Source organism: Pseudomonas mosselii (assembly GCF_003205295.1).
In the GTDB taxonomy this organism is placed as follows: Bacteria; Pseudomonadota; Gammaproteobacteria; order Pseudomonadales; family Pseudomonadaceae; genus Aquipseudomonas; species Aquipseudomonas mosselii_B.
On the sequence record NZ_QJRP01000001.1, the window covers coordinates 206,816 to 230,486 of the forward strand.

Consider the following 23,671-nt stretch of genomic DNA (forward strand, 5'->3'; position numbering starts at 1 on the left):
AAAGCCGATTCGGCGTTTGAGTTGATCCTTTGGTTAGAAAAGCGCCCTGAAACCGGGCATGGCACGCACGCATGAGCGAATTGAGGGGCCTGATCTTCCTGCCTCGCAACAATCCGCTCGATTGAAATAATCCAGCAAAAAATGGGTTCTAGCATGGCCGCCGCCCAAGGAAGGCATGTGTGCCCAAGGAGGAAACGAGCGGGTCGAGGCCGCGCTGGGCCTCGCTTGCCACCAGGGAGGTATCCATGACAGGGATGCCCCGCGGCTTCGGCCGTGGGGCAGTTTCCCAGGCTGTCCGATCCCCTGACCAGGCCGCTGCCGAGTTGCACCATTTGAGTCTCTCAAGGAGAGCGCAGGATGAGATCGACCATGATCAAGAGATTGCACTTGGGGATACTGACTGCTCTATTGGCGGTATCGGCAGAGTCCGTCGCGCAGGTGCTTGTCCAGGCACCGGCAGGGCCGGTCCAGGGTGTCGTCATCGACAACGTGGCCGCCTACAAGGGCTTGCCCTACGCCCAGGCGCCTATCGGCCCGCTGCGCTGGCGGGCGCCGGTGGCCCTGGCGGCCTGGACGCAGACGCGTGTCGCGGACGATTTCGCCGCCGCCTGCCCTCAGCCAAGGCCGGCCGGCCCGAGCCTCTATGCGCCAACGCTGCCCAAGATGTCCGAAGACTGCCTGTACCTCAACATCTGGACGCCGCCAAAGGTCGAGAAGGCGCCGGTCATGGTCTGGATCCACGGCGGCAGCCTGATGGCCGGCGCCGGCAATGATGGCCTTTATGAGGGTGCGGCGTTGGCCGCCCAAGGCTTGGTTGTAGTGACGATCAACTACCGTCTCGGCGTGCTGGGCTACCTGGCCCATCCTGAACTGAGCGCCGAGAATCTTGAGGGCGTTTCGGGCAACTATGGCTTGCTGGATCAGATCCAGGCGCTGAAGTGGGTGCGCGACAATATTGCGGCTTTTGGCGGCGATCCGTCCAATGTGAGCATCGTCGGGGAGTCCGCCGGTGGTCTCAGCGTGCTCTACCTGATGGCTTCGCCCCAGGCGCGAGGGCTGTTCCACAAGGCGGTGGCGCAGAGCGCCTACATGATCTCCACGCCTGAGTTGCAGCGCTCCAGCCATGGCGATGTGCCGGCGCAGGAGAGTGGTCGGCGATTGGCGCAGCGCCTGAAGCTGGATATCGCGGGCCTGCGCAACATGGACGCGATGGCGTTGGTCAGGGCCGCCGAGGCCATCCGTTTCATGCCATCGGGGACTGTCGATGGCAAGATTCTGCCGCGCCAGTTGGTCGATACCTTCAACCGTGGCGAGCAGGCACCGGTACCGGTGCTGGCGGGCTTCAATGATGGCGAGATTCGTTCGTTGCCGTTCCTGGCGCCTCCGGCTCCGGCCACAGCGCAGGCGTATGAGGCCACCATCCGCGCACGGTATGGGGATCTTGCCGATACGTTCCTGGGTCAGCATCCGTCATCCGCGATGACAGAAAGTGTCCAGACTGCCGTGCGGGACGCCATGTACGGTTGGACGGCCGAGAAGCTGGTGCGCAGACAGACCGAACTCGGCCAGCCTGCCTACTTCTATTACTTCGATCACGCCTACCGGGCGACGAACGAAGCCAAGCTTCATGCGTTCCATGCGGCGGAAATCCCCTACATTTTCGCGACTTTCGACCGCACGCCGGCCGCTTGGCCGCGCCCCCCGCTGACCCGGGGAGAAGCGCGCTTGAGCGAAGCCATGAGCCAATACTGGGTTTCGTTCATCCGCACGGGCCAGCCGCGGGCCGAGGGGCAGGCGCAATGGTTGCCCTATGGGCAAGACCGCAATTACCTGGCCTTTGAAGACGTTCCGCGAACAGGCCGTCATCTGGCGCCGGGCATGTTCGAGTTGAACGATGAGGTGGTGTGCCGTCGCTTCAAGGAGGGCGGCGTACCCTGGAGCTGGAACGTCGGATTGCGGGCGCCTTCGGCAATGCCGCCTGGCTGCTGACCTGCGCTTGGGGCTGAGCGATGGGGTTGCGGTGTGTCTGGATGAGCGCCGCCTATCCATCGCCATTTGCCGGGGATCACTTCACTGCAACGTCTCGGGCTTCTTCCCCTTGGAGGCCTCCTTCAACCCCTGTTCCATCCGCCCGATCACCTGCGCCAGAATCGCCGCTCTTTCCAGCTCTCCCGACGCCTTCATCCGTGCATGATCCCGCCGCAGGTTCAGCAGGCATTTCTGCAATCCAAGCGCCGAGCTGTCGTAGTTGTCCATGTCGTTCTCACAAGCCGTGGGCATCCGTGCCGTTGTAGGAAAGGCTCGACGGTATCAGGTCAATTCCCCCGCCAATACTGATTATTCATACACTGGCTCACAAAGCAGTAGAAACGTCCTACGACGACAAAAGAGGGGTCTTACAAAAAGACAAGGGTGAATGTTTCGGCATGATTCCGCTCATTTTGCGGCAGGCCCCGGAGTACAAGGCCTGCCGCAGAACAGACGGGTCGCAGAGATAATCCATGCATCCCGGCACCCGACACGCGCTACTGAAACGATATGTTGCAATTGCCCTTACAGATGGTCCGCATCCAGCACCGCTTTGACGAACGCCTCGGGCGCCTCTTGCGGCAGGTTGTGGCCCACGCCACCGCTCACCAGGCGGTAGGCGTACTTGCCGGTGAAGCGCTTGGCGTAGGCCTCGGCCGGTGGATGCGGTGCACCGTTGGCATCGCCTTCGAGGGCGATGGTGGGCACGCCGATGGTGGGGAAGGTGGCCAGCTTCGCTTCCAGTGGGTCGTAGCGGGTCTCGCCCTGGGCCAGGCCGAGCCGCCAGCGGTAGTTGTGCACGGTGATGGCGACCTGGTCGGGGTTGTCCAGGGCCTTGGCGCTGCGTTCGAAAGTGGCGTCGTCGAAGGCCCATTGCGGCGAAGCGGTCTGCCAGATCAGTCGGGCGAAGGCGTGACGGTTGCTGTCATAGCCGGCGCGGCCGCGCTCGGTGGCGAAGTAGTACTGGTACCACCACTGCAGTTCGGCGCTGGGCGGCAGCGGGGCCCTGGCGGCTTCCTGGCTGCTGATCAGGTAGCCGCTGACCGACACCAGCGCCTTGACCCGCTCGGGCCACAGGGCCGAGACGATATCGGCGGTGCGTGCGCCCCAGTCGAAGCCGCCGAGCACGGCGCGCTTGATCCCCATGGCGTCCATGAACGCGATGACGTCGCTGGCCAAGGCGGTGGGCTGGGCATTGCGCGGGGTGTTCGCTGAGAGGAAACGAGTGTCGCCGTAGCCGCGGGCGTAGGGCACCAGCACCCGGTAGCCCTGGGCGGCCAGTTGCGGCGCCACCTGCTCGTAGCTGTGGATGTCGTAGGGCCAGCCATGCAGAAGGATCACCACCGGACCGTCGGCGGGGCCTTGTTCCACGTAGGCGACATCCAGCACGCCGGCCTGGACATGCTTGAGCGGGCCGAAGGGAGTGGCCTGACGGGCTGCGGCAGGCGTGCGGGTTTCCTCGGCCTGGCCTGGGGAGGCGGCCAGCAGGGCCAGGGGCAGCAGGGTGCAGGCGAGCAGGGCTGAGCGGTTGAGGCGGTTGGCGGTGGCGAACATGGTGCATCTCCTTGGCGGGCCATCGGTGTGGGCTGGATGGCGTGTAGTTAAGGAGGTGGCTGTGTCCGGGGTGTGTCGGGTGCTGGCGGGGTGGGCGTTTGTGTGTATCTGAAGGCGGTTGGTACACAGAAAGCTACAAAAGGGCAGGGGTTTGTTGGCGGCTGTCTGGTTATTCGGATTGCGTTGCAAGCTATCAGCGTGGCAGCGGGCTTGTCCCGCGATGCAATGGATGGCACCCGCCAGGCCGGGGATCGCGGGGCAAGCCCGCTGCCACGCTGATCTCGTCAGTCCGCTAGATCAGAGATTTGGGCGTCCTTGAGCATCATCGTTCGCCTGGGCCTGCAGCCAGCGCACCACCTGCTCGGCCGCCGAACCTGCCTGCGGAGCATGGCCGGCGAGCAGGTGGAAGCCGGCATCGCTGTGCAGCTCATGACCCTCCAGGGCCAGCACCAGGGTGCCGGCCTTGAGGGCATTCGCCACCAGCAGGCGGGGCACCAGGGCGATGCCCATGCCTTGCTCGGCGGCCTCGATGGCGAGGATGGTCTGGGAGAACACCGGGCCGCTGAAGCGCGTGCCGGGTAGCGCGTAGTGGTCGAACCAGCGCTTCCAGTTGTTGTGGCTGTCGGAGATCAGCGGCTGCTGCGCCAGATCCGTGGCTTGCCGCCAAGGGTGTTCGCCGCGCAACGCCGGCGCGCACACCGGTACCGCCACGCCGGGCAGCAGGGGCAGGGCGTAGGCGTCGGCGAAGGGCGGCGCTCCCCAGCGCACGGCAAGGTCCACGGCGCCCTTGCCGCTTAACGGGCGGGTGCTGTCGGAGGCGTCGATCATCAGGGCCACCTGCGGGTGGGCCTGGGCCAGCAAGCCCAGGCGCGGGATCAGCCAGCGGCTGGCGAAGGCGGGGGTGGTGCTGAGCAGGATCTGCCGGGGATCGCGCTGGCTGTCGCGCTCCAGCAGTTCGCCGGTGGCGTCCTCGATGATGTCCAGGGCCAGGCGCACGCGGGTCAGGTAGTCGGCGCCGTCTGGGTTAGGCCGCAGGCCCCGGGGCAGGCGCTCGAACAGCGGGCGCCCGAGCTTGTCCTCGAGGGTGCGCACCTGCTGGGCGACGGCGCCGGGGGTGACGTGCAGTTCGTCGGCGGCGGCGCGGAAGCTGCCCAGGCGGGCGGCGGCCTCGAAGGCCACCAGGTGATTGACGATGGCGGGGGCGTTGCGTCGCGTGGGCGCGCTCATCCAGTAGATTTCCTGCAGGCTGCTGCCAGTATTTGTGATTGGTGCGATAAGCCGGATTCTGGCTTCATGGGCCTACTTGATCAACTCCCAGAAGGAGCAGCATATGTCTTCCCAGAAAGTTGCAATCATCACCGCAGGCGGTAGTGGCATGGGTGCCGAGGCCGCGCGGCGGCTGGCCGCCGATGGCTTCAGGGTGGCGATCCTGTCGTCGTCCGGCAAGGGCGAGGCGCTGGCGGCCGAGCTGGGCGGCATCGGCGTGACCGGCTCCAACCAGTCGGTAGAAGACCTGCAGCGTCTGGTCGACACCGTGATGCAGCAGTGGGGCCGGGTCGATGTGCTGGTCAACAGCGCCGGCCACGGCCCGCGCGCGCCGATCCTCGAACTGAGCGACGACGACTGGCACCGTGGCATGGAGGTGTACTTCCTCAACGTGGTGCGCCCGACCCGGCTGGTGACGCCGATCATGCAGCGCCAGGGCGGCGGCGCCATCATCAACATCTCGACTTTCGCCGCCTTCGAGCCGGATCCGGCGTTCCCGACCTCCGGGGTGTTCCGCGCCGGGCTCGCGGCCTTCACCAAGCTGTTCGCCGACCGTTACGCGGCCGAGAACATCCGCATGAACAACGTACTGCCGGGATTCATCGACAGCCTGCCGGAGAAAGAGGAATTCCGTAACCGGATTCCGATGGAGCGGTACGGCAAGTCCGAGGAGATCGCGGCCACTGTCGCCTTCCTGGCCTCCGAGGGCGCGGGCTACATCACCGGGCAGAACCTGCGGGTCGATGGCGGTATCACCCGCTCGGTTTGACTGGCGTGGCGGGCATACTGCTGGGCGGCGACTTCCGTTAGCATGTCGCCCCTGTTTCCCGCTATCCGGATCCGCCCCATGAGTACCCCGATGTTCCGCCAGGCCACGGCAACCGACGTGGACCGCTGCTACCAGATCGAAACCAGTGCCTACGAAGGCGACGAAGCCGCCACCCGGGAGAAGATCGCCACGCGCATCGCCCAGTACCCGGAGGGCTTCCTGGTGCTGGAGGCCGATGGCCAGGTGATCGGCTTCATCAACAGCGGCTGCGCCGACCAGGTGGTGATGTCGGACGAGGCCTTCAAGGAGTTGGTCGGGCACGACCCGCAGGGGCCCAATGTGGTGATCATGTCGGTGGTGCTCGACCCGGCGTACCAGGGCCTGGGCCATGCCAGCCGGTTGATGGCGCGCTTCGTCGAGCAGATGCGCGAGCGCGGCAAGGCGACTATTCACCTGATGTGCAAGGAGCGGCATGTCGGGCTGTACGAGAAGATGGGCTACGCCTATGTGCGCCCGTCGGCGTCCGACCATGGCGGCATGGCCTGGCACGAAATGATCATGGTGCTCTGAAGGGCCTTCGACTAGCATCGACGCTTTTCGCAGCCAGGGAGAGGCCTGTGAACTACGTCGTGATTGCCGTACACCGCAGTGAGTACCCTGCGCCCATCACCTTTGCCCGGGGCGCGCTGCTGGACATCGGCCAGCGGTACGAAGGCGACGAGCACTGGGAGGACTGGTACCTGTGCAGTTGCCAGGGCCAGGAACCAGGCTGGGTGCCCGGCCAGCTCATCGAGCGGCTTGGCGTCGGCCGGGGCAGGGCGGTGGAAGCCTATTCGGCCCATGAGCTGGATGTCGACCCCGGCCAGTCGCTGGAGGGCCTGCGCCCCCTGAACGGCTGGCTCTGGTGCCGTCGTGCAGGCAACGGGGAGCTTGGCTGGGTACCGCTGGCGAAGCTGCGCCAGCTGGACTGACCTCAGGCTACAGCTACCGCCAGCACGGTCGCGCTGTCGAGAATCCGCGCATAGTCCATGGCCAGGTTGCCCAGGGCCAGGGCATGGACGTCCTCCGCCGGCCACAGGCGGCCCTGCAGGTCGTGCTGGTCGAAGGTGTAGCAGGCATCGGCCACCACCACCGTATCGAACCCCAGGTTGCCCGCCGAGCGCGCGGTCGACTCCACCGAATTGTTGGTGATCACGCCGACGATGACCAGCTGGCTGATGCCGCGCTGGTGCAGCCAGCGTTCAAGGCCACTGTTGCAGAAGGCGTCGGGCACGTGTTTTTCGAACACGTTCTCGCTGGCCTGCGGGGTGAAGGCGGGCTGGAACTCGCAACCGGGCTGGCCAGGCCAGAACACTGAATCCGGATCGCGGGAGATGTGGCGCACGTGTATCACCGGACGGGTGCTTGCACGCCAGACAGCGAGGAGTTCGCTGATCCGTTGCTCGGCTTCGGGATTGTTGCGACGGCCCAGGCGAGGGTGACTGATGCCGCTCTGCATGTCGATGATCAGCAGGGCGGCGTTGTTGGCGAGCGCGGTCATACCCGGTAGTTCTCCTTGTCTGGGCTTCGGACCGTAGCACAGGTGTGTTGCCTGCGCGGATGTCATCGCGGGGCAAGCCCGCTCCCACGCCGATCGCGTTGGCCTTAAGGTATGCGCCCCGCGATGGAAGGAATCACCATCTGATCCGCTTTTTTTCCGCGAACCTGAATCTGTAACCGTATCAGCCGCTGCCGGAAAATACGTCCAGGCCCAGCCTTCCAACCCGGTGTGCGCTGGGCAGGTTGCCCCGCTGCACTGCCGCAGCGGCCAGCCCCGCCGTTACGACATCACACTGTAGAGGTTCCGATGGGCAAGCTCGCGCTGTTTCTGGGTGGTTTTCTGCTGCTGACTATCATGATTGGCCTGTTGGGCACCATCCCGCCAAGCTGAGCCGCAACTTTTTCCTGTCCCGGCCCGCCTGGCACAATGGCGGGCCAGACCCTTCCCCCAGGTTTTCCCCGCCCCCTGGCCGTAGTCGTCTAGACAAGCGGTAGCTGCAAGTCGTTCTCAAGTACAAGTCGCTCGTGTAATCTCGCGCCCCCAATCCCAGGGCCCGGGCACACGGGCCGTTTACTTGCCTTGGAGACAATACACACTATGGAATGCAAGAAAGGCACTGCAGCGATGCTGGAGTGGCGCGGTCGTTTTCTCGGTGAGGGCATGCTCCACGAAGAGGACTACGATCAGGCACTGCGCCGTGCCGAAGAGTTGGAGCGTTCCGGTGTGATCAGCGCAAGCGAATGGATCGAATTGGTCAAGCTGGCCAATGCAGCCTTGCTGCGCTTGTAAAGATTCCTTCAAGGCTTGCAGAAACTGTCCACAAAAATCGTGGGTAGGTCTGTGGATAAAGCGCTACAGGCCAGGGTTTCCAAGGCCTCTGTCAGATTGAGCATAAATTGAGCAGCCCAATTCAGGGCTGTTCCCCACTCCTCGGACCGGCCTCGCGCAGGGCCTGCAGCAGTTCGCGAACCTTTGCCGGCAGGTCGCCGGCCGGGTACACGGCGTGCATCTGCGGGTCCTGCCCGGTGCTGGATGTCAGGTGGTAGTCGGGGCAGACCCGCACCAGGCGTCCGGCGCGTACCTCCGGCTCCCCCAGCCAATCAGCCAGCCGGGCGATACCGGCTCCCGCCAGGGTGCCCTGCAACACCGCCACCCCCGAGCCCAGGCGCAGGCGTGGCCGCGGGCGCAGGCTCACGATGCGTCCGTCCCTGCTGAAATGCCAGGCCTTGAGGATGCGCGGCGCGGTGTGCAGGATCAGCGCATGCCGCTCCAGATCTTCCAGTGCCTGGGGCGTGCCGGCCTGCGCAAGGTACTGGGGGCTGGCGTAGAGATGGCGACGGTAATGCCACAGGGGGTAGCCGATCAGCTCGCTGGATTGCGCGAAGGCGCCGCGGATCACGAAATCCAGCTTGCCCTGCAGCGGGTCGAAGGCCTGGTCGCTGTACTGCACATCGAGGGTGACGTGAGGGTGGCGCCGGGAAAACCCAGCCAGCACTGCCGGCAGTACCTGCTGGGCCAGTACCTCGGGCGCGGCCAGGCGGATCCAGCCTTGGGCGTCGCCGGTCAGCGCGGCCAGTTCGTCGGCAGCGTCCCGTTGCACATCCAGCAAGCGTTCGGCGTGGGGCAGCAGCCGCTCGCCGGCCTCGGTCAGCGCCACCGAGCTGGCGCTGCGGTTGAACAGCTTGGCGCCGCTGTTATCTTCCAGGGCCTGTACGGCCCGAGTAACTGCGCTGGGCGAGCGGCCCAGGGCGCGGGCGGCGCTGACGAAGCTGCGCTTGTGCGCGACGGTGACGAACGCCTGTATTTCTCGCAGCATGTCCAGGGCCATCGAGGGGGATTCCTTGTTGCGCTTTTCGCAATATGGCATTTCAACACAAGCGCGGCGCTTTGATTAGTCTGGCAGCCTGTTTTATGCCGCCCGGACCCTCGAGATGATGGATATCGCCCTGCTTTCGCTGTTCGCCTTCGCCGCTGGCCTGATCGACGCTGCCGTGGGAGGCGGCGGGTTGATCCAGATCCCGGCGCTGTTCAACGTGCTGCCCAACGCCCAGCCGGCGGCGTTGCTGGGCAGCAACAAGCTGGCTTCGGTGTGCGGCACCACCTTTGCGGCGCGTTCGTTCATCCGCAAGGTCAAGCTGGACTGGGGGCTGATCGTGCCGGCGGCGCTGAGCGCCTTCGTGATGTCGTTCTTCGGCGCGGCCACCGTGTCGCTGGTGCCGGCGAGCGTGATGCGGCCGATGGTGCTGGTGCTGATCGTGCTGATGGCCATCTACACCTTCTGCAAGAAGGACTTCGGCACCTTGCACAAACCCAGGGTGATCGGCCGCAAGGAACAGTGCCTGGCGGTGCTGATCGGTGGCGCCATCGGCTTTTATGACGGATTGTTCGGGCCAGGCACCGGCAGCTTTCTGATTTTCCTGTTCATCCGCTTCTTCGCCCTGGATTTCCTGCATGCCTCGGCTTCGGCCAAGCTGGTCAACATCGCCACCAACCTGGCCGCGCTGGTGTTCTTCATCCCGTCGGGCAATGTGCTGTGGGCCATTGCGTTGCCGATGGCGTTGTTCAACATCCTCGGTGCGCTGACCGGTACCTGGCTTGCGGTGCGCAAGGGGGCGGGGTTCGTGCGCGGGCTGTTCCTGGTATTGCTGTGCGTGCTGATCGCCAAGCTGAGCTGGGACCTGCTGGTTGGCTGAGTCACAGCACCTGGCGCTGCCCCTCGGCCTGCTCGACCCGGTTGCGGCCTTGGGCCTTGGCCCGGTAGAGCGCTTGGTCGGCGCTGGCCAGCAGTTCGTCGAGGCTCGGCGCCGGGGTGTCGGCGGCGCAGCCGGTCAGGCCGATGCTGACTGTGACCCGTAGCACCTGCTCTGGCCGGGCGATATGCAGGTCCTGCACTGCCCGGCGCAGGCGCTCGGCGGTAAACCTGGCCAGCTCTGGCGCCAGCCCCGGGACGATGATGACGAACTCCTCACCACCCAGGCGGGCGAACAGCTCGCCGTCGTGCAACTGGTCCTGCAGGGTCATGGCGAACTGGCGCAGCACCTGGTCGCCGACCCCGTGGCCATGGCGGTCGTTGATGGTCTTGAAGTGGTCGATGTCGAGCATCATCAGGGTCAATGGCAGCTGTAACGTGTGCTGGCGGCTGTCCAGCAGGGCGTTGGCGCGGCGGGTGAAAGCACTGCGGGACAGGGTGCCGGTGAGGTGGTCGATGGTTGCCTGATGCGCCAGGCGCGCCATCAGGCTGCGGTTGGCGCTGCTGACGCAGGCCAGCACCAGCGGGCCGAGCACCAGCATGGCGATGCCCAGGCGCGCCGACATCAGGGTGGTGACCCCCGACTCGCTCTGCGGAATGCTGAAGTGCATGAGGTTCTGGGCCACGGCGACGATCAGCGTGCTGCCCGCGGTGAGGGCCAGCAGCGCCACCAGGAACGGTGAATAGCTGAGCGCGCACCACAGCAGCGCGGCGATCGGGAAGGCGATGGCCCCGGGGCCGCCGAAGACGATGCTGACTGCCAGCGAGGCCAGCAGCACCAGCAGCGGCGCCAGGCGGATCGGCTGGCTGGCGCTGCCGTGGCCGCTCAGGGCGCGTGGCGAGGGGGCGGTGAGCAAAACGGGCAAGACCAGCACGCTGGTGGAGAACTGTTCGCTGAACCAGGCAAGCCAGGTGGCGCGCAGCGATTGTTCGAACCAGGGCGTGGCCATCACGCAGGCCAGGCTGGCGGCGACCATGGCACCGACCGCGCAGGCGCCGAACAGGCGCAGGGTGCCATGGGGCGTACGCAGGCGTCGATGTACGCGTGGCAGGCGGGCCATCAGGTACCAGATGCTGACGATGGCGCCGAGGTTGCACAGGTTGAACCACAGGGCCGGTTTCCAGGCACTGCCGCAGCCTAGGTCGGCGACCACCATGGCCAGGTAGATGAGGGCGAATCCGGAGGGGGTGGCCTGGCGCGGATTGCGCAGCAGCACCCCGGCGAGCACCGCGTTCACCGGCCAGAACAGCGACAGCGATTCGATGGGACGGGCGAGGATGCCGGCCAGGGTCAATGCCAGGGTCAGGCCGAACAGGATCAGCGGGGGCAGCAGGCGTGACGGGGCTGGTGACACCATGGGCTCGACCGACAAGCGAAGACAGAATCCAGGAAAACGGCCGTAGGCACCTGGGACGATAGTCTGTGAGTGTCTTTCAACTGCCCGATTGATGTCAATTCGCCGCAAATTGCCTGGATCGTACCGCCGACTACAGGCCGAATACCCACGGCACCATCAGCACGGTGACCAGCATCACCAGCAGGGTGAAGGGCACCCCGACCTTGACGAAGTCGGCGAACTGGTACTGGCCGGGGCCCAGCACCAGGGTGTTGACCGGCGATGACACCGGCGTCATGAACGCCGCCGATGCCGCCAGGGCCACGGTCATGGCGAACGGGTAGGGCGACATGCCCAGCTGCTGCGCGGTGCTGACTGCCACCGGGGCCATCAGCACCGCCGTCGCGGTGTTGGAGATGAACAGGCCGATCACGGCAGTGAGGGCGAACAGGCAGGCGAGGATCACGCTCGGCCCGGCACCGCCGAGGGCGCCGACCAGCGCGCCGACGGCCAGATCGATGCCGCCGGTCTTCTGCAGGGCCAGGGCGAAGGGCAGCATGCCGACGATCAGCACCAGGCTCTGCCAGTGGATGGCGCGGTAGGCGCTGTTCATGTCGATGCAGCGGCCGGCGCCCATCAACAGGCAGCCGATCAAGGCGGCGATGACGTTGGGCACCAGGCCGCTGACCATCAGCCCGACCATCACCGCCAGGCTGATCAGGGCGTAGGGCGCGCGGGCGCGGGCCGGGGCGACCTGATCGATTTCCGCCGGCAGGCTCAGCACCAGGAAGTCGCGGGGTTTGCCCTGCAGTTGGCGCACCGCCTTCCATGGGCCGACCACCAGCAGGGTGTCGCCCAGGCGCAGCTTCTCTTCCACCAGTTGCCCTTCGATTGCCTGCTGGTCGCGGCGCAGGCCGACCACATTGAGGTCATAGCGGGTGCGGAAGGTCAGCTCGAGGAGGGTCTTGCCGATCAGTTGCGAACCCGGGGGCAGCGAGATCTCGGCCATGCCCACTTCCTGGGACTGGTCGATGAAATAGGCTGCCTTGAAGTGCAAGGGCTCGAGCAGCATCGACTGGCACAGGCTGCGCAGGTCGTCGCGGTTGGCGAACAGGTCCAGCAGCAGCACGTCATCCTGTTGCAGCAGGGTACCGGAGTCGGCGGGCATCACCCGGGTGGTGAACTTGTGCTGGCGTTCGATGCCGATCACGTTGGCGCCGTGGCGGGTGCGTAGCTCCAGCTCGCCGAGGGTGTGGCCGATCAACGGCGAATGGGGGCGGATACGCAGGCGCCGCTCGCGGCCGCTGAGCTTGTAGTCCAGCACCAGGTCGAGCAGGGTGCGGCGGCTCTCGACGCGCCCGTCCTTGCGCACTTCGCCGTTGAGCCAGTGGCGGGTCAGCAGCATGTAGCCGATGCCCAGCACCAGCACCACCAGGCCGAAGGGGGTGAAACTGAAAAAGCCGAAGCCGCTTTCGCCATGGCGCACCAGTTCGCTGTGCACCACCACGTTCGGCGGGGTCGCCACCAGGCTGAGCATGCCGCTGATCAGGCCGGCGAAGCTCAGCGGCATCATCAGCCGGCTGGGCGAGAGCTGCAGGCGCGCGGCGATGCTCAGCACCACCGGGATGAAGATCGCCACCACGCCGGTGGAGCTCATCACCGAGCCCAGGCCGGCCACCGCCACCATCAGCAGCACCAGCAAACGCGCCTCGCTGTTACCGGCGCGCTCGCTCATCCATTCGCCGATGCGATAGGCGATACCGGTGCGCACCAGCCCTTCGCCGATCACGAACAGTGCGGCGATCAGCACCACGTTGGGGTCGCTGAAACCGGCCAGGGCCTGTTCCACGGTGAGAATGCCGGACAGCGGCAGCGCGAGGATCACCAGCAAGGCGACCACGTCCATGCGCGGACGGTTGATGATGAACAGGACGACGACGACGGCCAGCAGGCCTAGGACCCAGAGCAGCTCATGGTTCATGGGGAGGGGATGTTCCTTCACACAGGGGCACGAAAGGCGATGGCCCTAGTGTGGCAGCTTGACGCGAATGCGTCGTTGACGTGCTGCAGTGTTTTGCCGGGGATTGCCCAACCCTGTGGGAGCGGGTTTACCCGCGAACACCAGCAAAGCTGGTGCAAGGCACCGCGGTGCTTGTTTCGCGGGTAAACCCGCTCCCACAGGGGGCGTGAAGCCGCTCGTAGGGCTGGGCGATCGCCTGTAGGATCAGTGGCGATGCTTGTGCTTGCGGTTGTTGTCGCCCATGTGGTTGCCGATCGCGCCGCCCGCGGCGCCGCCCAGGCCTGCGCCGATGGTCGAGCCGCTGGAGCCGCCGAGCTTGCCGCCGATCAGCGAGCCACCGGCCGAACCCAGGCCGCCGCCGATGGCGGCTTCGGCCCGGTTGCCCTTGCGTGCGCCCACCGCGCTGCCGGCCGCGCCGCCCAAGCCCGCGCCGATGGCCGCGCCGGTGCTGCCGCCGATCTGTTTGCCGACGACGTTGCCCAGGGCGCCGCCCAGGCCGCCGCCGATGGCTGCGGTGCCGTCACCGGCGAAGGCGCCCTGGCAGAGCAGCAGGCCGAGGGCGAGGGAAGGCAGAGTCAGACGCATGTTGTGAACCTCAGGGGAGTCATCAGGGGTAAGGTGCCGCGTGGTTGGCGGCGAGTCAGGGTTTGAAAGACGCTTCAGCGGTAGTAGCGGTCACGGTACTGGCGGTCGTCATCGTCACGGTCGTGGCGATGGTGATGACGGTGGCCGCGGTCACGGTCGCGCCAGCCGTCGTCATCGTCGTGATAGTGGTTGCTGTAGCAGCCGCCAAGCAGCAGCAGGGTGGCGATCATCGAAAGGCTGGCAAAGCGTTTCATCACGTTATAGGTCCTTGATCCGCAACGGTTTACGCGGTACCTCCTGAGACCTGTGGCGATCGATTTGGTTCTTTGTCGCGCAAACTTTTATCGCGTCGGCGATGAGCGGCAGCGACGATTCCCCGGCCGGCCCGGCAGTGCTAGAGTCACCTTCTTTTTTTGTCCCGAGGATGGAACATGCGAGCAATTCTGCCGATCACCGTGGCGCTGCTGCTGGCGGGCTGTGCATCGTCGACCATGGAAGCGGCGCGCAACGGCTCGCCTGCCGCACGCCTGGATTCGCACAAGACGCCGGACCTGGTCGCCCAGTGCATCCAGTTCAGCTGGCAGGAGGAGAACACCTTCGGGGTTGATGCCAGCGGTTACCTGGAGGCGCGCAAGCAGGGCGGGTTCACGGTGTATACCCGGGAGGCGGAGTCGTTCGTCGATGTCTATGCCCAGGCCGGGGGCACCCGCGTGGACTACTACGCGCAGAAGGACGACCAGATGGCCCTGCGCCGTCGTGCGGCGGCGGCGACCTGCCTGTAGGGCCATCCCCCGCTGGTGGTTACATTGGCAACAACCTGTCCTGAATCACTTCTTTCATCACCAGTGTTGAGCTCAGCCGCTTGACATTGGGGATGCTCGTCAGCTGTTCGTCGTACAGTTTCTGGAACGCCGGCAGGTCCTTGGCCACCACGTGCAACAGGTAGTCCGGATCGCCGAACAGGCGCTGGGCCTCGACGATCTGCGGAATGTCCCCGAGCGCCGCCTCGAAGTCCGCCACCGGCTGGCGGGTCACTTCGCGCAAAGTCACGAACACCAGTGCGGCGAAATTCAGGCCCAGGGCCGCTGGGGCCAGGCGGGCGTGGTAGCCGAGGATGGCGCCGGATTCCTCCAGCGCCTTGAGGCGGCGGTGGCAGGGCGACAGGCTCAGGCCCACGCGGTCGGCGAGTTCGGTGACCGACAGGCGCCCGTCTTTTTGCAGTTCGGCAAGGATCTTTCGATCGGTTCGATCCATGGGGGAGAATCTTCCAGTATTCGGCTTGGTAGAGGGAATATACGAAAGAAAATCCCCGGCCGATATCCGTAGCCTTTCTTTCACCGAAACCTGTGTGAAAGGAAGGCTCGAAATGGCCATGAGTGTATTGGCGGCGTTCTGGGCCGTCTCCCTGCTGTTCGTGATCACCCCCGGTGCCGACTGGGCCTATGCCATCTCCGCCGGTATGCGCGGGCGCTGGGTGGTGCCGGCGGTGGCCGGCATGCTGTCCGGGCATTTCCTGGTCACCCTGGTGGTGGCGGCCGGGGTCGGCAGCCTGCTCGCCGGGCATCCGCTGGCGCTGACCCTGTTGACCCTGGCCGGCTGCCTCTACCTGCTGTGGCTGGGCGGCAACCTGTTGTTGAGCCCGGCGGTGCCCGAGGCGGGCGAAGGCGGCGAGCGAGACTCGGGGTCGCGCTGGGCGATCAAGGGCCTGTGCGTCAGTGGCCTCAACCCCAAGGTCTTCCTGCTGTTTCTGGCGTTGCTGCCGCAGTTCACCGATCCGCAGTCGAGCTGGCCGCTGCCGTTGCAGATCCTGCTGCTGGGGCTGGTGCACCTGGGCAGCTCGCTGGTGATCTACCTGATGGTCGGCTACGGCGCCAAGGCCGTGCTGCGCACCCGGCCCGCGGCGGCGCGGGTAGTGGGGCGGCTGTCAGGCGGCGTGATGATCCTGATCGCCGTGGGGCTGATTGCCGGGCAATTGCGCTGAACCTGTCAACGGCGGCGGCTTGGGCTATGCTGACGGCCCTCATGAACCGGACTCGACAACCATGAAATACGCCGCCGCACTCCTGCTCAGCCTGCTTCCTTTGCTGGCCCACGCCGTGCAGACCGGGGAAACCCTCGCGCCCTGGACCCTGCTCGACCAGTATGACCAGCCCTACAGCCTGGGCAGCGACACCCGCATTCTGCTGGTCGCCCGTGACATGGACGGTGCCAAGCTGATGAAGGCGGCCCTGGCCGAGCAACCCAAGGGCTATCTGGAGGCACGCAGTGCAGTGTTCGTCGCGGATATCCAGCGCATGCCGGCGCTGATCAGCAAGCTGTTCGCCATACCGGCCATGCGTGACTACAGCTACCGGGTGCTGCTGGACCGGGATGGCCAGGTCGCCAGTCGTTATGCCGGGGAGGAGGGCCAGGTGCTGTGGCTCTCGCTGGACAAGGGTGTATTGGTCGGGCAGAAGACCTATACCGCTGCCGATGACCTGAAAGCGGCACTGCAGCAGGCCAGCCGCTGAACCGATGGCCCTGTGGGTGCGAGCCTCGTGGGAGCGGGCTTGCCCCACGACAGGGCCGTCATTGACAGCACGGCAGATTCAGGAAAACCCCTGACGCATCAACTCAGGCAACACTTCGCCCGCCTTGCCGGCCAATGCGAACTCCCGCGGATGCCCCTCGCTCGCAGGCTGCGGATTGACATGCACCACCGTCGCCCCCGCGGCCAGCGCCAGGCGTGGAATCGAGGCCGCAGGCTGCACCACGCCGGACGTTCCCACCGACAACAGCACATCGCAGTGCTGCGCGGCGTCGAACGCCCGCTCCAGTGTCTGCTCCGGCAACATCTCGCCAAACCACACCACGCCCGGTCGCAGCGGCCCGGCGCAGCGGCTGCAGCGCGGCGGCTCGATGCGGCGGCCCTCGAGGGCGTCCCCAGGCAGGGCCACAGGCCCGTCGACCGGGTGCGCGCAGTCCAGGCAGCGGAACGTGTCCAGTCGCCCATGCAAGTGCAGCACGTCCTGGCTGCCGGCGCGCTCGTGCAGGTCGTCGACGTTCTGGGTCACCAAGGTCAGCTTCGGCACCCGCGCCGCCAGCGCGGCGATGACCAGGTGGGCGGGGTTGGGCGTGGCCTGGGCGATCCCGGCGCGGCGCATCTGGTACCAGCCCCAGACCAGCGCCGGATCGGCGCGAAAGCCCTCGGCGCTGGCCAACTGCGCCGGGTCGAAACGCTCCCACAAACCGGTCAGCTTGTCGCGGAAGGTGGCAATGCCACTTTCGGCGGACACCCCGGCACCGGTGAACACCACCACATGGTGGGCTTGGGCGAGCAGTGTCGGATCGAACGGCATGGAGGCTCCACTGCGCGGGTGCTGGGCGGCTGACCACTGTGCCAGCCGGTGGCACGCCGGACAAGATCCGAATGAACCCTCGGTGCATGCGGCGACCCAACCCAGTACATGCCAATAGGAGAGGACTCATGGAAATCGGAACACTCTGGTTCGTCGTCGCGCTCGTGGTCATCCTGCTGGAGCTCTGGGCCATCTGGCATATCATCGGCAGCGACCGACGCGCCGAACGCAAGATGCTGTGGGTGGTGTTTGTGGTCTACGCGCCGTTTCCCGGCCTGTTGATCTGGGCCTGGCGCGGGCCGCGAGCGGTGAAGGGGCGGGCGGTGCTGCACGAAAAATAGAGGCGTTGGATATTCAGAGGGGGCACGATCTGCGGTGGTTTGAAGGGCTTGACCTCGACTTAACCTGAGGTTTGATACTCGGCCGCTCATTCCATCGACGGAGCGATACCATGACCCAGCCAGCCGCCTTCGCCCTGAGCAACCCCGAAGGCCTCTACGACCCCAGTGGCAATGCCTATTCCCATGTCGCCGAAGTACGTGCCGGCAGCCGCCTGCTGTACATCGCCGGGCAGGGCGGCGAAGATCTGCAGGGCAACCTGTCGGCGCGTTTCGACGAGCAGGCGCGCCAGGCCCTGGTGAACCTGAAGATCGCCCTGTCTTCCCGCGGGGCTACTCTCGAGCACGTGTTCAAGCTCACCTTGCTGGTGGTCGACCATTCCGAGGCGCGCCTGAGCCAATGGGTGGCCGAGGCCGAGCGCGCCTGGGGTGGCAGGATGACGCCGACCTGCACGCTGATTCCTGTCCCACGCCTGGCGCTGGACGGAATGCTGGTGGAAGTGGACGCGGTGGCGGCATTGCCCGAGGCGTGATCGATCGCGGGGCAAGCCCGCTCCCACAGGATGCGGGCTCGGCGCAGGAGGGGCTGGTAGACTTGCGATTTGCCTCGAGCCTGCCCCATGACCGCCCCTGTCGAACTGCTCCAGACCGGCCCCGAGCATGCCGAACTGGTCCGCAACCTCTACCAGTTCTATGCCTACGAATCCTCCGACTGGGAACAGGAGGATGTGGAGGTGGACGGGCGTTTCTATATCCACGAGCCGCACTTCGCCCGCTACTGGCAAACCCCCGGCTGGAGCGCCAGCCTTATCCTGGTGGACGGCTTCATCGCCGGCTTCATGCTCATCGAGCGCAGCGAACTGCCCGGCATCGAGGCCAGCGAGCTGGCCGACCTGTTCATCCTCAAGAAGTACCGCCGCCAGGGCGTGGGCCTGGCGGTGGCTCGGCAGACGCTGTGCGAAGGCGACAGCGACTGGCTGGTGCGCTGCTATCCCGAGGATGCCCCGGCCCTGGCATTCTGCCAGGCAGTGCTGGCGGACCTGCCGCGTCCGGTGCGGGAGATCGCGCTGGATGATGAACCGCCACTGCGCAACTTCCTGGTGACCCGGCAGCGGCACTGATGCCTTGCAGATTTTTTGTGATGCACTTCACAAAAACCCCTCATCGAGCGGCATAATGCCAGCACTTCGTAATTTCGGACTGTTCCGACGTACGGTCCGGAGGCTTCCTATTCCTGCTGTGAAGGATTCAGGTCATTCCCATGCCGCTCGCCGCCAATCCCGACATGATGTACCGGTTGCTGATCCAGAGCGTGGCGGACTACGCCATCTACCAGCTCACCCCTGAGGGCATCGTCGCCAACTGGAACCCGGGCGCGCAGCGGGCCAAGGGCTACCAGGCCGAGGAAATCATCGGCCAGCACTTCTCGGTGTTCTATACCGACGAGGACCGCCATGCCGGCCTGCCGGCACTCAGCCTGGACACCGCGCGTAACGAGGGGCGTTTCCAGGCCGAAGGGCTGCGCCAGCGCAAGGACGGTTCGCACTTCTGGACCAGCGTGGTGATCGAGCCGATCCAGGATGAACACAGCGGCCAGCTGATCGGCTACGCCAAGATCACCCGCGACATCTCCGAGCGCCGCCAGCATGAGCTGGAGTTGCTCAAGGCCAAGGAGCTGGCCGAACAGTACAGCCAGGAGATGACCACCCTCTCGCAGTTCCTCGACTCGGTTATCGCCAACATCCCCGCCAGCGTCATAGTCCAGGACTTGCAGAGCCAGCAGATCCTCCTGGCCAACCAGCAGGCCGAGCGCCTGTTCGGCCGTCAGGGCACACGCATGGTCGGCCAGCTGCCGGGCCAGTGCCTGGTGCCGGCGGCCGTCGACTACCTCGAACAGCAGCTGGCGCGCGGGGCGCGCAGCACCAAGGGCTACGCCGCCGAAACCCGGGTCGACACCGCCACGGGGCCGCGTACCTTGCGCAGCCGGGCCACGCTCTGCGACAACCGTGAAGGGCAGGGGGACTACGTGCTGTTCGTCGCCGAGGACGCCACCGAGGAGCTGGCCGCCCATGCCCAGATCCACCACATGGCCCATCACGACGCGCTGACCGGGCTGCCCAACCGCACCCTGTTTCACGAGCGTCTCAAGCAGGCGCTGCTGCGCGGTGAGGACAGCGGCAAGCTGACCGCCGCCCTGTGCCTGGACCTGGACAACTTCAAGAACATCAACGACACCCTCGGCCACGCCTTCGGCGACAAGCTGCTGCGCGCCCTGGGCAAGCGCCTGCGCCGCGAACTGCGCGAGCACGATACCCTGGCCCGTCTTGGTGGCGACGAGTTCGCCGTGGTGCTTTCGGGCCTGGAGACCGGCGATGCCGCGCGCAATACCGCCCAGCGCCTGATCGAGGCGATCTGCCCGCCGTTCCACATCGAAGGGCACCAGTTCAGCGTGGGGGTGAGCATCGGCGTGGCGGTCGCGCCCGACGACCACGACCAGGCCGAGCAACTGCTGGGCTACGCCGACATGGCCCTGTACGAGGCCAAGCGCAACGGCCGCAACCGCTACGAGTGCTTCCATGTCGAGCTGGATGTCGCCGCCCGCCAGCGCCGCCTGGTCGAGACCGACCTGCGCACCGCGCTGCACCTGGGCCAACTGCAGTTGCACTACCAGCCGGTGGTGGATCAGCAGAGCGCCAGCGTCACCGGCTACGAGGCCCTGCTGCGCTGGGAGCACCCCAGCCGCGGCATGATCATGCCCATGGACTTCATCCCCATCGCCGAGGAGACCGGCCTGATCCACGAGATCGGCGCCCGGGCGCTGAACCTGGCGTGCCAGGAGGCGGCCAGCTGGGGCACCGAGCAGACGGTGTCGGTCAATCTCTCGGCGGTGCAGTTCAAGAATGCCAACCTGGTCCATACCGTGGCCCTGGCCCTGGCCGACTCGGGCCTGCCCGCCACGCGCCTGGAGCTTGAGATCACCGAGTCGGTGCTGCTGGGCAACAGCGAGGACAACGTGCGCACCCTGCGGGCGCTGAAGGACCTGGGGGTGTCGATTTCCCTAGACGATTTCGGCACGGGATATTCTTCGCTGGGCTACCTGCGTTCGTTCCCGTTCGACCGGATAAAGATCGACAAGTCGTTCGTCCACGACATGTGCGAGAGCCGCGAGGCGATGTCGATCATCCGCGCGATCACCGAGCTGTCCAACAGCCTGATGATCAAGACCACCGCCGAAGGCGTGGAGTCGGCCGAGCAGATGGAGCGCCTGCTGGCCGAAGGGTGCTCGCATTTTCAGGGCTACCTGTACGGCCGGCCGGCACCGGCGAGCGAGCGCTTGACGCAGGTGATGCCGCGGTCCTGACGGGTTCTGCACGCCCTTGTAGGAGCGGTCTTGTGCCGCGAAAGGGCCGCAAAGCGGCCCATGCGATCTTTGCAGCAATGCTGAATCCTGGGGCTGCTGCGCAGCCCTTTCGCGGCACAAGGCCGCTCCTACAGAATCCGCACGGCATTCGGCAAAAGTGGTCGATCAGCGAACAAAATGTACCGGTTGGACCACAAGGCTTTGTCGCGCCCACGGGTTCTCTTCTAGAATCCGCCCATGCCCCGGCACCATGCCGGGGCCATCGCCCGAGAGCCTCATGAGTTCCAGTTCGCCGCTGTCCGGAGTCAACCAGCCGCTGCGTGGCATCGCCCTGGTGGTGGTGGCCACCTTCCTGTTCGCCAGCCATGACGCACTGTCGAAATTCCTCGGAGGGATCTACCCGATCATCATGGTGGTCTGGGTGCGTTACCTGGTGCATACCCTGCTGATGGCCGGGATCTTCCTGCCCAAGGCGGGCCTCGCGGTGCTGCGTACCCGCCGGCCGTTGCTGCAGACGCTACGCGCGCTGAGCCTGCTCAGCACCAGCCTGCTGTTCACCGCCGGGCTGCAGTACCTGCCGTTGGCCGAGGCGACCTCGGTCAACTTCCTCGCGCCGGTGCTGGTCACCGCGCTGTCGGTGCCACTGCTTAAGGAGCGGGTGACGCCGGGGCAGTGGCTGGCGGTGGTGATGGGCTTTGTCGGCGTGCTGGTGGTGGTGCATCCGGGCGGGGCGATGTTCACCCCGGCCATCCTGTTTCCCTTCGGCTCGGCGCTGGCGTTCTGCTTCTACCAGTTGCTGACGCGCAAGCTGGCGGCCCATGACAGCCCGACCACCAGCAACTTCTACGTAGGGGTGTGCAACACCCTGATCCTGACGGCGCTGGTGCCGTTCTTCTGGCAGGTGCCGCAATGGTCCCATGTGCTGCTGATGCTGGCATTGGGCGCCTTCGGGATGACCGCGCACCTGTTGCTGACCCAGGCGTTCCGCCATGCCGCGCCGGCGTTGCTGGCGCCGTTCAGCTATTGCCAGATCGTGTTCGCCGGGCTGCTGGGCCTGGTAGTGTTCGGCCAGGTACCGGACGGCACGAGCCTGGTCGGCATCGCGGTGATATGCCTCAGCGGCCTGGGGGCGGCCTGGATGCTGCGACGGGCCTGAGGGACATGCCCCTTATCCCGTACCCTGCTGTTTGCGATAAGCCCCCGGTTGTACACCGACCGCCTTGGCGAACGCCCGGGTAAAGGCCGCCACCGATTGATACCCCGCCTGCGCGCCCACCTGTTCGACGGTATTGCCCGCCTTGAGCAACTGGCAGGCATGGCGCATGCGCAGTGCCAGCAGTACCTGCCCGGGCGATTGCCCGGCCAGCTCGTTGAAGCGCTTGAAGAAGGCCGAGCGCGAAAGCCCCGTGCAGGCCGCCATGCTCTCCAGCGTCCAGGCCTGCCCCGGCGCCTCGATCAAGCGTTCCAGCAAGCCGGCGAAGGCCGGCTGGCGGGCGAGGGCGACCAGCCCGCCCAGCGACTGGCCGGCGTGCACCTGCTGGCGTAGTACATACAGGAACAGCAGGTGGGTGAGGCGTTCGAGCAGCGCCTGGGAGGGCTGCGGGCGACGGCATTCCTCGAGGATCAGCCCGAACAGCACCCGCGCCGCGCTGCCGGCCGGCTCGTTGGCGCGCAGCAGGATCCAGTCCGCCAGCCCGTCGATGATCAGTGACGACAACCCCGACTGGAAGTGGAAGAACCCGCACACCAGCCCCACGCCGTCTCCGGCCTCCAGGTCCAGCGCCTGCATGCTTCGGCGCGGCTGGGCGCAGGCGTCGGCGGCATGCTCGTCGCCGGACAGCCGATAGGCCAGGTCACGCAAAAGGAACACCGCATCACCGCTCTCCAGGCGCAGCGGCTGCGCCTGGCCATCGATATGCAGCCAGCAATGGCCCTGCACCACCAGGTGGAAACTGGCCCGGCCCATGCCCTGCGTGCTGGCGTGCCAGCCCCCGCAGTAGCGGCCGACATGGAACAGGCTGGCGTCGAGCTCCAGGCTCTCTAATAACCAATCGACGAGGGGGCTGGAAGAAATCATCTAATGCAAGGACTCTGGAGCAAGGAAAGGCGACTGATGAATATGGATGCTACTTCTTATAACCAACAGACTGTAGCGACCTACATCAAAGGAGACCACTCCATGTCCGCACGCATCACTTTACACAGCCTGCAGACCGCCCCGGAAGCCGCCCGCCCGTTCCTCGAGAACGCGCAGAAGAACTCCGGCTTCATCCCCAACCTGCTGGGCATCCTGGCCAACGCGCCAGCGGCGCTGGAAACCTACGTCACCGTCTCGGCGCTCAACGGCAAGTCCGAGCTGACACTGGCCGAGCGCGAAGTGGTGCAATTGATCGCCGCCACCCAGCATGGCTGCGATTTCTGCGTCGCCGGACACACCGCCGTGGCCCTGAACAAGGCCAAGCTGCCCCAGGAAGTGGTCGATGCCCTGCGTGCCCGTGGCGAGCTGCCCGATGCCCGCTACGAGACCCTGGCCGCCTTCGCTCGTGAGGTGATCGCCACCCGTGGCAACGTCTCTGACGCCACCTACCAGGTGTTCCGTGATGCCGGTTTCAGCGAAGGCAACGCCCTGGAAGTGATTCTCGGCGTGAGCCTCGCAACCCTGTGCAACTTTGCTAATGTGTTCGCCCAGACGCCGCTCAACGACGAGCTCGGCAAGTACCGCTGGCAGCCTTCGGCCTGATCGGGGCCTGATGCCGGCGCGTCCGGCGTTTCAACAGGAGTAGGGA

The 23,671-nt window shown here is 65.9% G+C and carries 27 protein-coding genes; 15 read left to right on the forward strand and 12 right to left on the reverse strand.

The window, feature by feature from the left end:
* Nucleotides 1-369 precede the first annotated feature (369 nt).
* Nucleotides 370-1,989 (forward strand): carboxylesterase/lipase family protein, encoded by a 1,620-nt coding sequence (locus tag DMX06_RS01080; RefSeq protein ID WP_110733717.1) that lies wholly within the window; start codon nt 370-372, stop codon nt 1,987-1,989.
* An 81-nt stretch (nt 1,990-2,070) separates the two neighbouring features.
* Here DMX06_RS01080 and DMX06_RS01085 read toward each other — a convergent pair whose 3' ends face one another.
* From DMX06_RS01085 to DMX06_RS01095, 3 genes are all read right to left on the reverse strand, one after another.
* Nucleotides 2,071-2,256: a hypothetical protein gene (locus DMX06_RS01085; RefSeq protein ID WP_110733720.1), complete on the reverse strand. Its 186-nt coding sequence runs from the start codon at nt 2,254-2,256 to the stop codon at nt 2,071-2,073.
* Nucleotides 2,257-2,553: 297 nt separating this feature from the next.
* Nucleotides 2,554-3,582, reverse strand: coding sequence for an alpha/beta fold hydrolase (locus tag DMX06_RS01090; RefSeq protein WP_110733722.1), 1,029 nt, complete (start codon nt 3,580-3,582; stop codon nt 2,554-2,556).
* 297 nt (nt 3,583-3,879) lie between these two features.
* Nucleotides 3,880-4,809 (reverse strand): LysR substrate-binding domain-containing protein, encoded by a 930-nt coding sequence (locus DMX06_RS01095; protein WP_110733725.1) that lies wholly within the window; start codon nt 4,807-4,809, stop codon nt 3,880-3,882.
* 103 nt (nt 4,810-4,912) lie between these two features.
* Between DMX06_RS01095 and DMX06_RS01100 the strand changes: the two genes are divergently transcribed.
* The 3 genes from DMX06_RS01100 to DMX06_RS01110 all read left to right on the forward strand — a co-directional run bounded on the left by DMX06_RS01100 (nt 4,913) and on the right by DMX06_RS01110 (nt 6,588).
* Nucleotides 4,913-5,617 (forward strand): SDR family oxidoreductase, encoded by a 705-nt coding sequence (locus DMX06_RS01100; protein ID WP_062573566.1) that lies wholly within the window; start codon nt 4,913-4,915, stop codon nt 5,615-5,617.
* A 78-nt stretch (nt 5,618-5,695) separates the two neighbouring features.
* Nucleotides 5,696-6,187 carry a GNAT family N-acetyltransferase gene (locus DMX06_RS01105; RefSeq protein ID WP_110733728.1) on the forward strand — a complete coding sequence of 164 codons (492 nt, stop codon included), beginning with the start codon at nt 5,696-5,698 and terminating at the stop codon, nt 6,185-6,187.
* Nucleotides 6,188-6,234: 47 nt separating this feature from the next.
* Entirely contained in the window at nt 6,235-6,588 is a 354-nt protein-coding gene (locus DMX06_RS01110; protein ID WP_110733732.1) for an SH3 domain-containing protein, read from the forward strand.
* Nucleotides 6,589-6,590: 2 nt separating this feature from the next.
* On the opposite strand, the gene DMX06_RS01115 is transcribed toward DMX06_RS01110, so the two are convergent.
* Nucleotides 6,591-7,157: a cysteine hydrolase family protein gene (locus tag DMX06_RS01115; RefSeq protein WP_110733735.1), complete on the reverse strand. Its 567-nt coding sequence runs from the start codon at nt 7,155-7,157 to the stop codon at nt 6,591-6,593.
* A 597-nt stretch (nt 7,158-7,754) separates the two neighbouring features.
* Between DMX06_RS01115 and DMX06_RS01120 the strand changes: the two genes are divergently transcribed.
* Nucleotides 7,755-7,946: a hypothetical protein gene (locus DMX06_RS01120; protein ID WP_110733737.1), complete on the forward strand. Its 192-nt coding sequence runs from the start codon at nt 7,755-7,757 to the stop codon at nt 7,944-7,946.
* A 121-nt stretch (nt 7,947-8,067) separates the two neighbouring features.
* Here the strand turns inward: DMX06_RS01120 and DMX06_RS01125 are convergent, their stop codons facing one another.
* A complete protein-coding gene (locus tag DMX06_RS01125; protein WP_110733739.1) occupies nt 8,068-8,985 on the reverse strand; it encodes a LysR family transcriptional regulator in 918 nt (305 codons plus the stop codon).
* A 103-nt stretch (nt 8,986-9,088) separates the two neighbouring features.
* Here DMX06_RS01125 and DMX06_RS01130 point away from each other — a divergent pair, with 103 nt between their 5' ends.
* Nucleotides 9,089-9,850 (forward strand): sulfite exporter TauE/SafE family protein, encoded by a 762-nt coding sequence (locus DMX06_RS01130; RefSeq protein WP_110733742.1) that lies wholly within the window; start codon nt 9,089-9,091, stop codon nt 9,848-9,850.
* Nucleotide 9,851: 1 nt separating this feature from the next.
* Here the strand turns inward: DMX06_RS01130 and DMX06_RS01135 are convergent, their stop codons facing one another.
* The 4 genes from DMX06_RS01135 to DMX06_RS01150 form a co-directional block, all read right to left on the reverse strand.
* Entirely contained in the window at nt 9,852-11,279 is a 1,428-nt protein-coding gene (locus tag DMX06_RS01135) for a GGDEF domain-containing protein (RefSeq protein ID WP_110733744.1), read from the reverse strand.
* Nucleotides 11,280-11,394: 115 nt separating this feature from the next.
* Nucleotides 11,395-13,224 (reverse strand): SLC13 family permease, encoded by a 1,830-nt coding sequence (locus tag DMX06_RS01140; RefSeq protein WP_110733746.1) that lies wholly within the window; start codon nt 13,222-13,224, stop codon nt 11,395-11,397.
* A gap of 243 nt (nt 13,225-13,467) precedes the next feature.
* The gene (locus DMX06_RS01145) at nt 13,468-13,848 is read right to left on the reverse strand and encodes a glycine zipper domain-containing protein (protein ID WP_110733749.1); all 381 of its coding nucleotides are present in this window, start codon (nt 13,846-13,848) and stop codon (nt 13,468-13,470) included.
* Nucleotides 13,849-13,922: 74 nt separating this feature from the next.
* Nucleotides 13,923-14,102 (reverse strand): hypothetical protein, encoded by a 180-nt coding sequence (locus DMX06_RS01150; protein WP_028691840.1) that lies wholly within the window; start codon nt 14,100-14,102, stop codon nt 13,923-13,925.
* A gap of 177 nt (nt 14,103-14,279) precedes the next feature.
* Between DMX06_RS01150 and DMX06_RS01155 the strand changes: the two genes are divergently transcribed.
* Nucleotides 14,280-14,630, forward strand: a complete 351-nt coding sequence (locus DMX06_RS01155) for a hypothetical protein (protein ID WP_110733752.1) — start codon at nt 14,280-14,282, stop codon at nt 14,628-14,630.
* Between the two features lie 19 nt (nt 14,631-14,649).
* Here DMX06_RS01155 and DMX06_RS01160 read toward each other — a convergent pair whose 3' ends face one another.
* Complete coding sequence (locus DMX06_RS01160) at nt 14,650-15,102, reverse strand: Lrp/AsnC family transcriptional regulator (protein WP_110733754.1); 453 nt, start codon at nt 15,100-15,102, stop codon at nt 14,650-14,652.
* A gap of 112 nt (nt 15,103-15,214) precedes the next feature.
* On the opposite strand from DMX06_RS01160, the gene DMX06_RS01165 reads away from it, so the two are divergent.
* A complete protein-coding gene (locus DMX06_RS01165; protein WP_110733757.1) occupies nt 15,215-15,829 on the forward strand; it encodes a LysE family translocator in 615 nt (204 codons plus the stop codon).
* A gap of 61 nt (nt 15,830-15,890) precedes the next feature.
* Entirely contained in the window at nt 15,891-16,358 is a 468-nt protein-coding gene (locus tag DMX06_RS01170; RefSeq protein WP_110733760.1) for an FAD/FMN-containing dehydrogenase, read from the forward strand.
* A 78-nt stretch (nt 16,359-16,436) separates the two neighbouring features.
* Here DMX06_RS01170 and DMX06_RS01175 read toward each other — a convergent pair whose 3' ends face one another.
* Nucleotides 16,437-17,186 carry an SIR2 family NAD-dependent protein deacylase gene (locus DMX06_RS01175; protein ID WP_110733762.1) on the reverse strand — a complete coding sequence of 250 codons (750 nt, stop codon included), beginning with the start codon at nt 17,184-17,186 and terminating at the stop codon, nt 16,437-16,439.
* A gap of 128 nt (nt 17,187-17,314) precedes the next feature.
* Between DMX06_RS01175 and DMX06_RS01180 the strand changes: the two genes are divergently transcribed.
* From DMX06_RS01180 to DMX06_RS01200, 5 genes are all read left to right on the forward strand, one after another.
* A complete protein-coding gene (locus DMX06_RS01180) occupies nt 17,315-17,527 on the forward strand; it encodes a PLDc N-terminal domain-containing protein (protein WP_028691834.1) in 213 nt (70 codons plus the stop codon).
* Nucleotides 17,528-17,637: 110 nt separating this feature from the next.
* Nucleotides 17,638-18,057 carry a RidA family protein gene (locus tag DMX06_RS01185; RefSeq protein ID WP_110733765.1) on the forward strand — a complete coding sequence of 140 codons (420 nt, stop codon included), beginning with the start codon at nt 17,638-17,640 and terminating at the stop codon, nt 18,055-18,057.
* Nucleotides 18,058-18,144: 87 nt separating this feature from the next.
* The gene (locus tag DMX06_RS01190; RefSeq protein WP_110733767.1) at nt 18,145-18,645 is read left to right on the forward strand and encodes a GNAT family N-acetyltransferase; all 501 of its coding nucleotides are present in this window, start codon (nt 18,145-18,147) and stop codon (nt 18,643-18,645) included.
* Nucleotides 18,646-18,785: 140 nt separating this feature from the next.
* Nucleotides 18,786-20,885: a putative bifunctional diguanylate cyclase/phosphodiesterase gene (locus tag DMX06_RS01195; RefSeq protein WP_110733770.1), complete on the forward strand. Its 2,100-nt coding sequence runs from the start codon at nt 18,786-18,788 to the stop codon at nt 20,883-20,885.
* A gap of 277 nt (nt 20,886-21,162) precedes the next feature.
* Nucleotides 21,163-22,041: a DMT family transporter gene (locus DMX06_RS01200; protein WP_110733773.1), complete on the forward strand. Its 879-nt coding sequence runs from the start codon at nt 21,163-21,165 to the stop codon at nt 22,039-22,041.
* A 12-nt stretch (nt 22,042-22,053) separates the two neighbouring features.
* Here DMX06_RS01200 and DMX06_RS01205 read toward each other — a convergent pair whose 3' ends face one another.
* Nucleotides 22,054-22,962, reverse strand: coding sequence for an AraC family transcriptional regulator (locus DMX06_RS01205; protein ID WP_110733775.1), 909 nt, complete (start codon nt 22,960-22,962; stop codon nt 22,054-22,056).
* Between the two features lie 102 nt (nt 22,963-23,064).
* Between DMX06_RS01205 and DMX06_RS01210 the strand changes: the two genes are divergently transcribed.
* A complete protein-coding gene (locus DMX06_RS01210) occupies nt 23,065-23,625 on the forward strand; it encodes a carboxymuconolactone decarboxylase family protein (RefSeq protein WP_110733777.1) in 561 nt (186 codons plus the stop codon).
* Nucleotides 23,626-23,671: the final 46 nt, after the last annotated feature.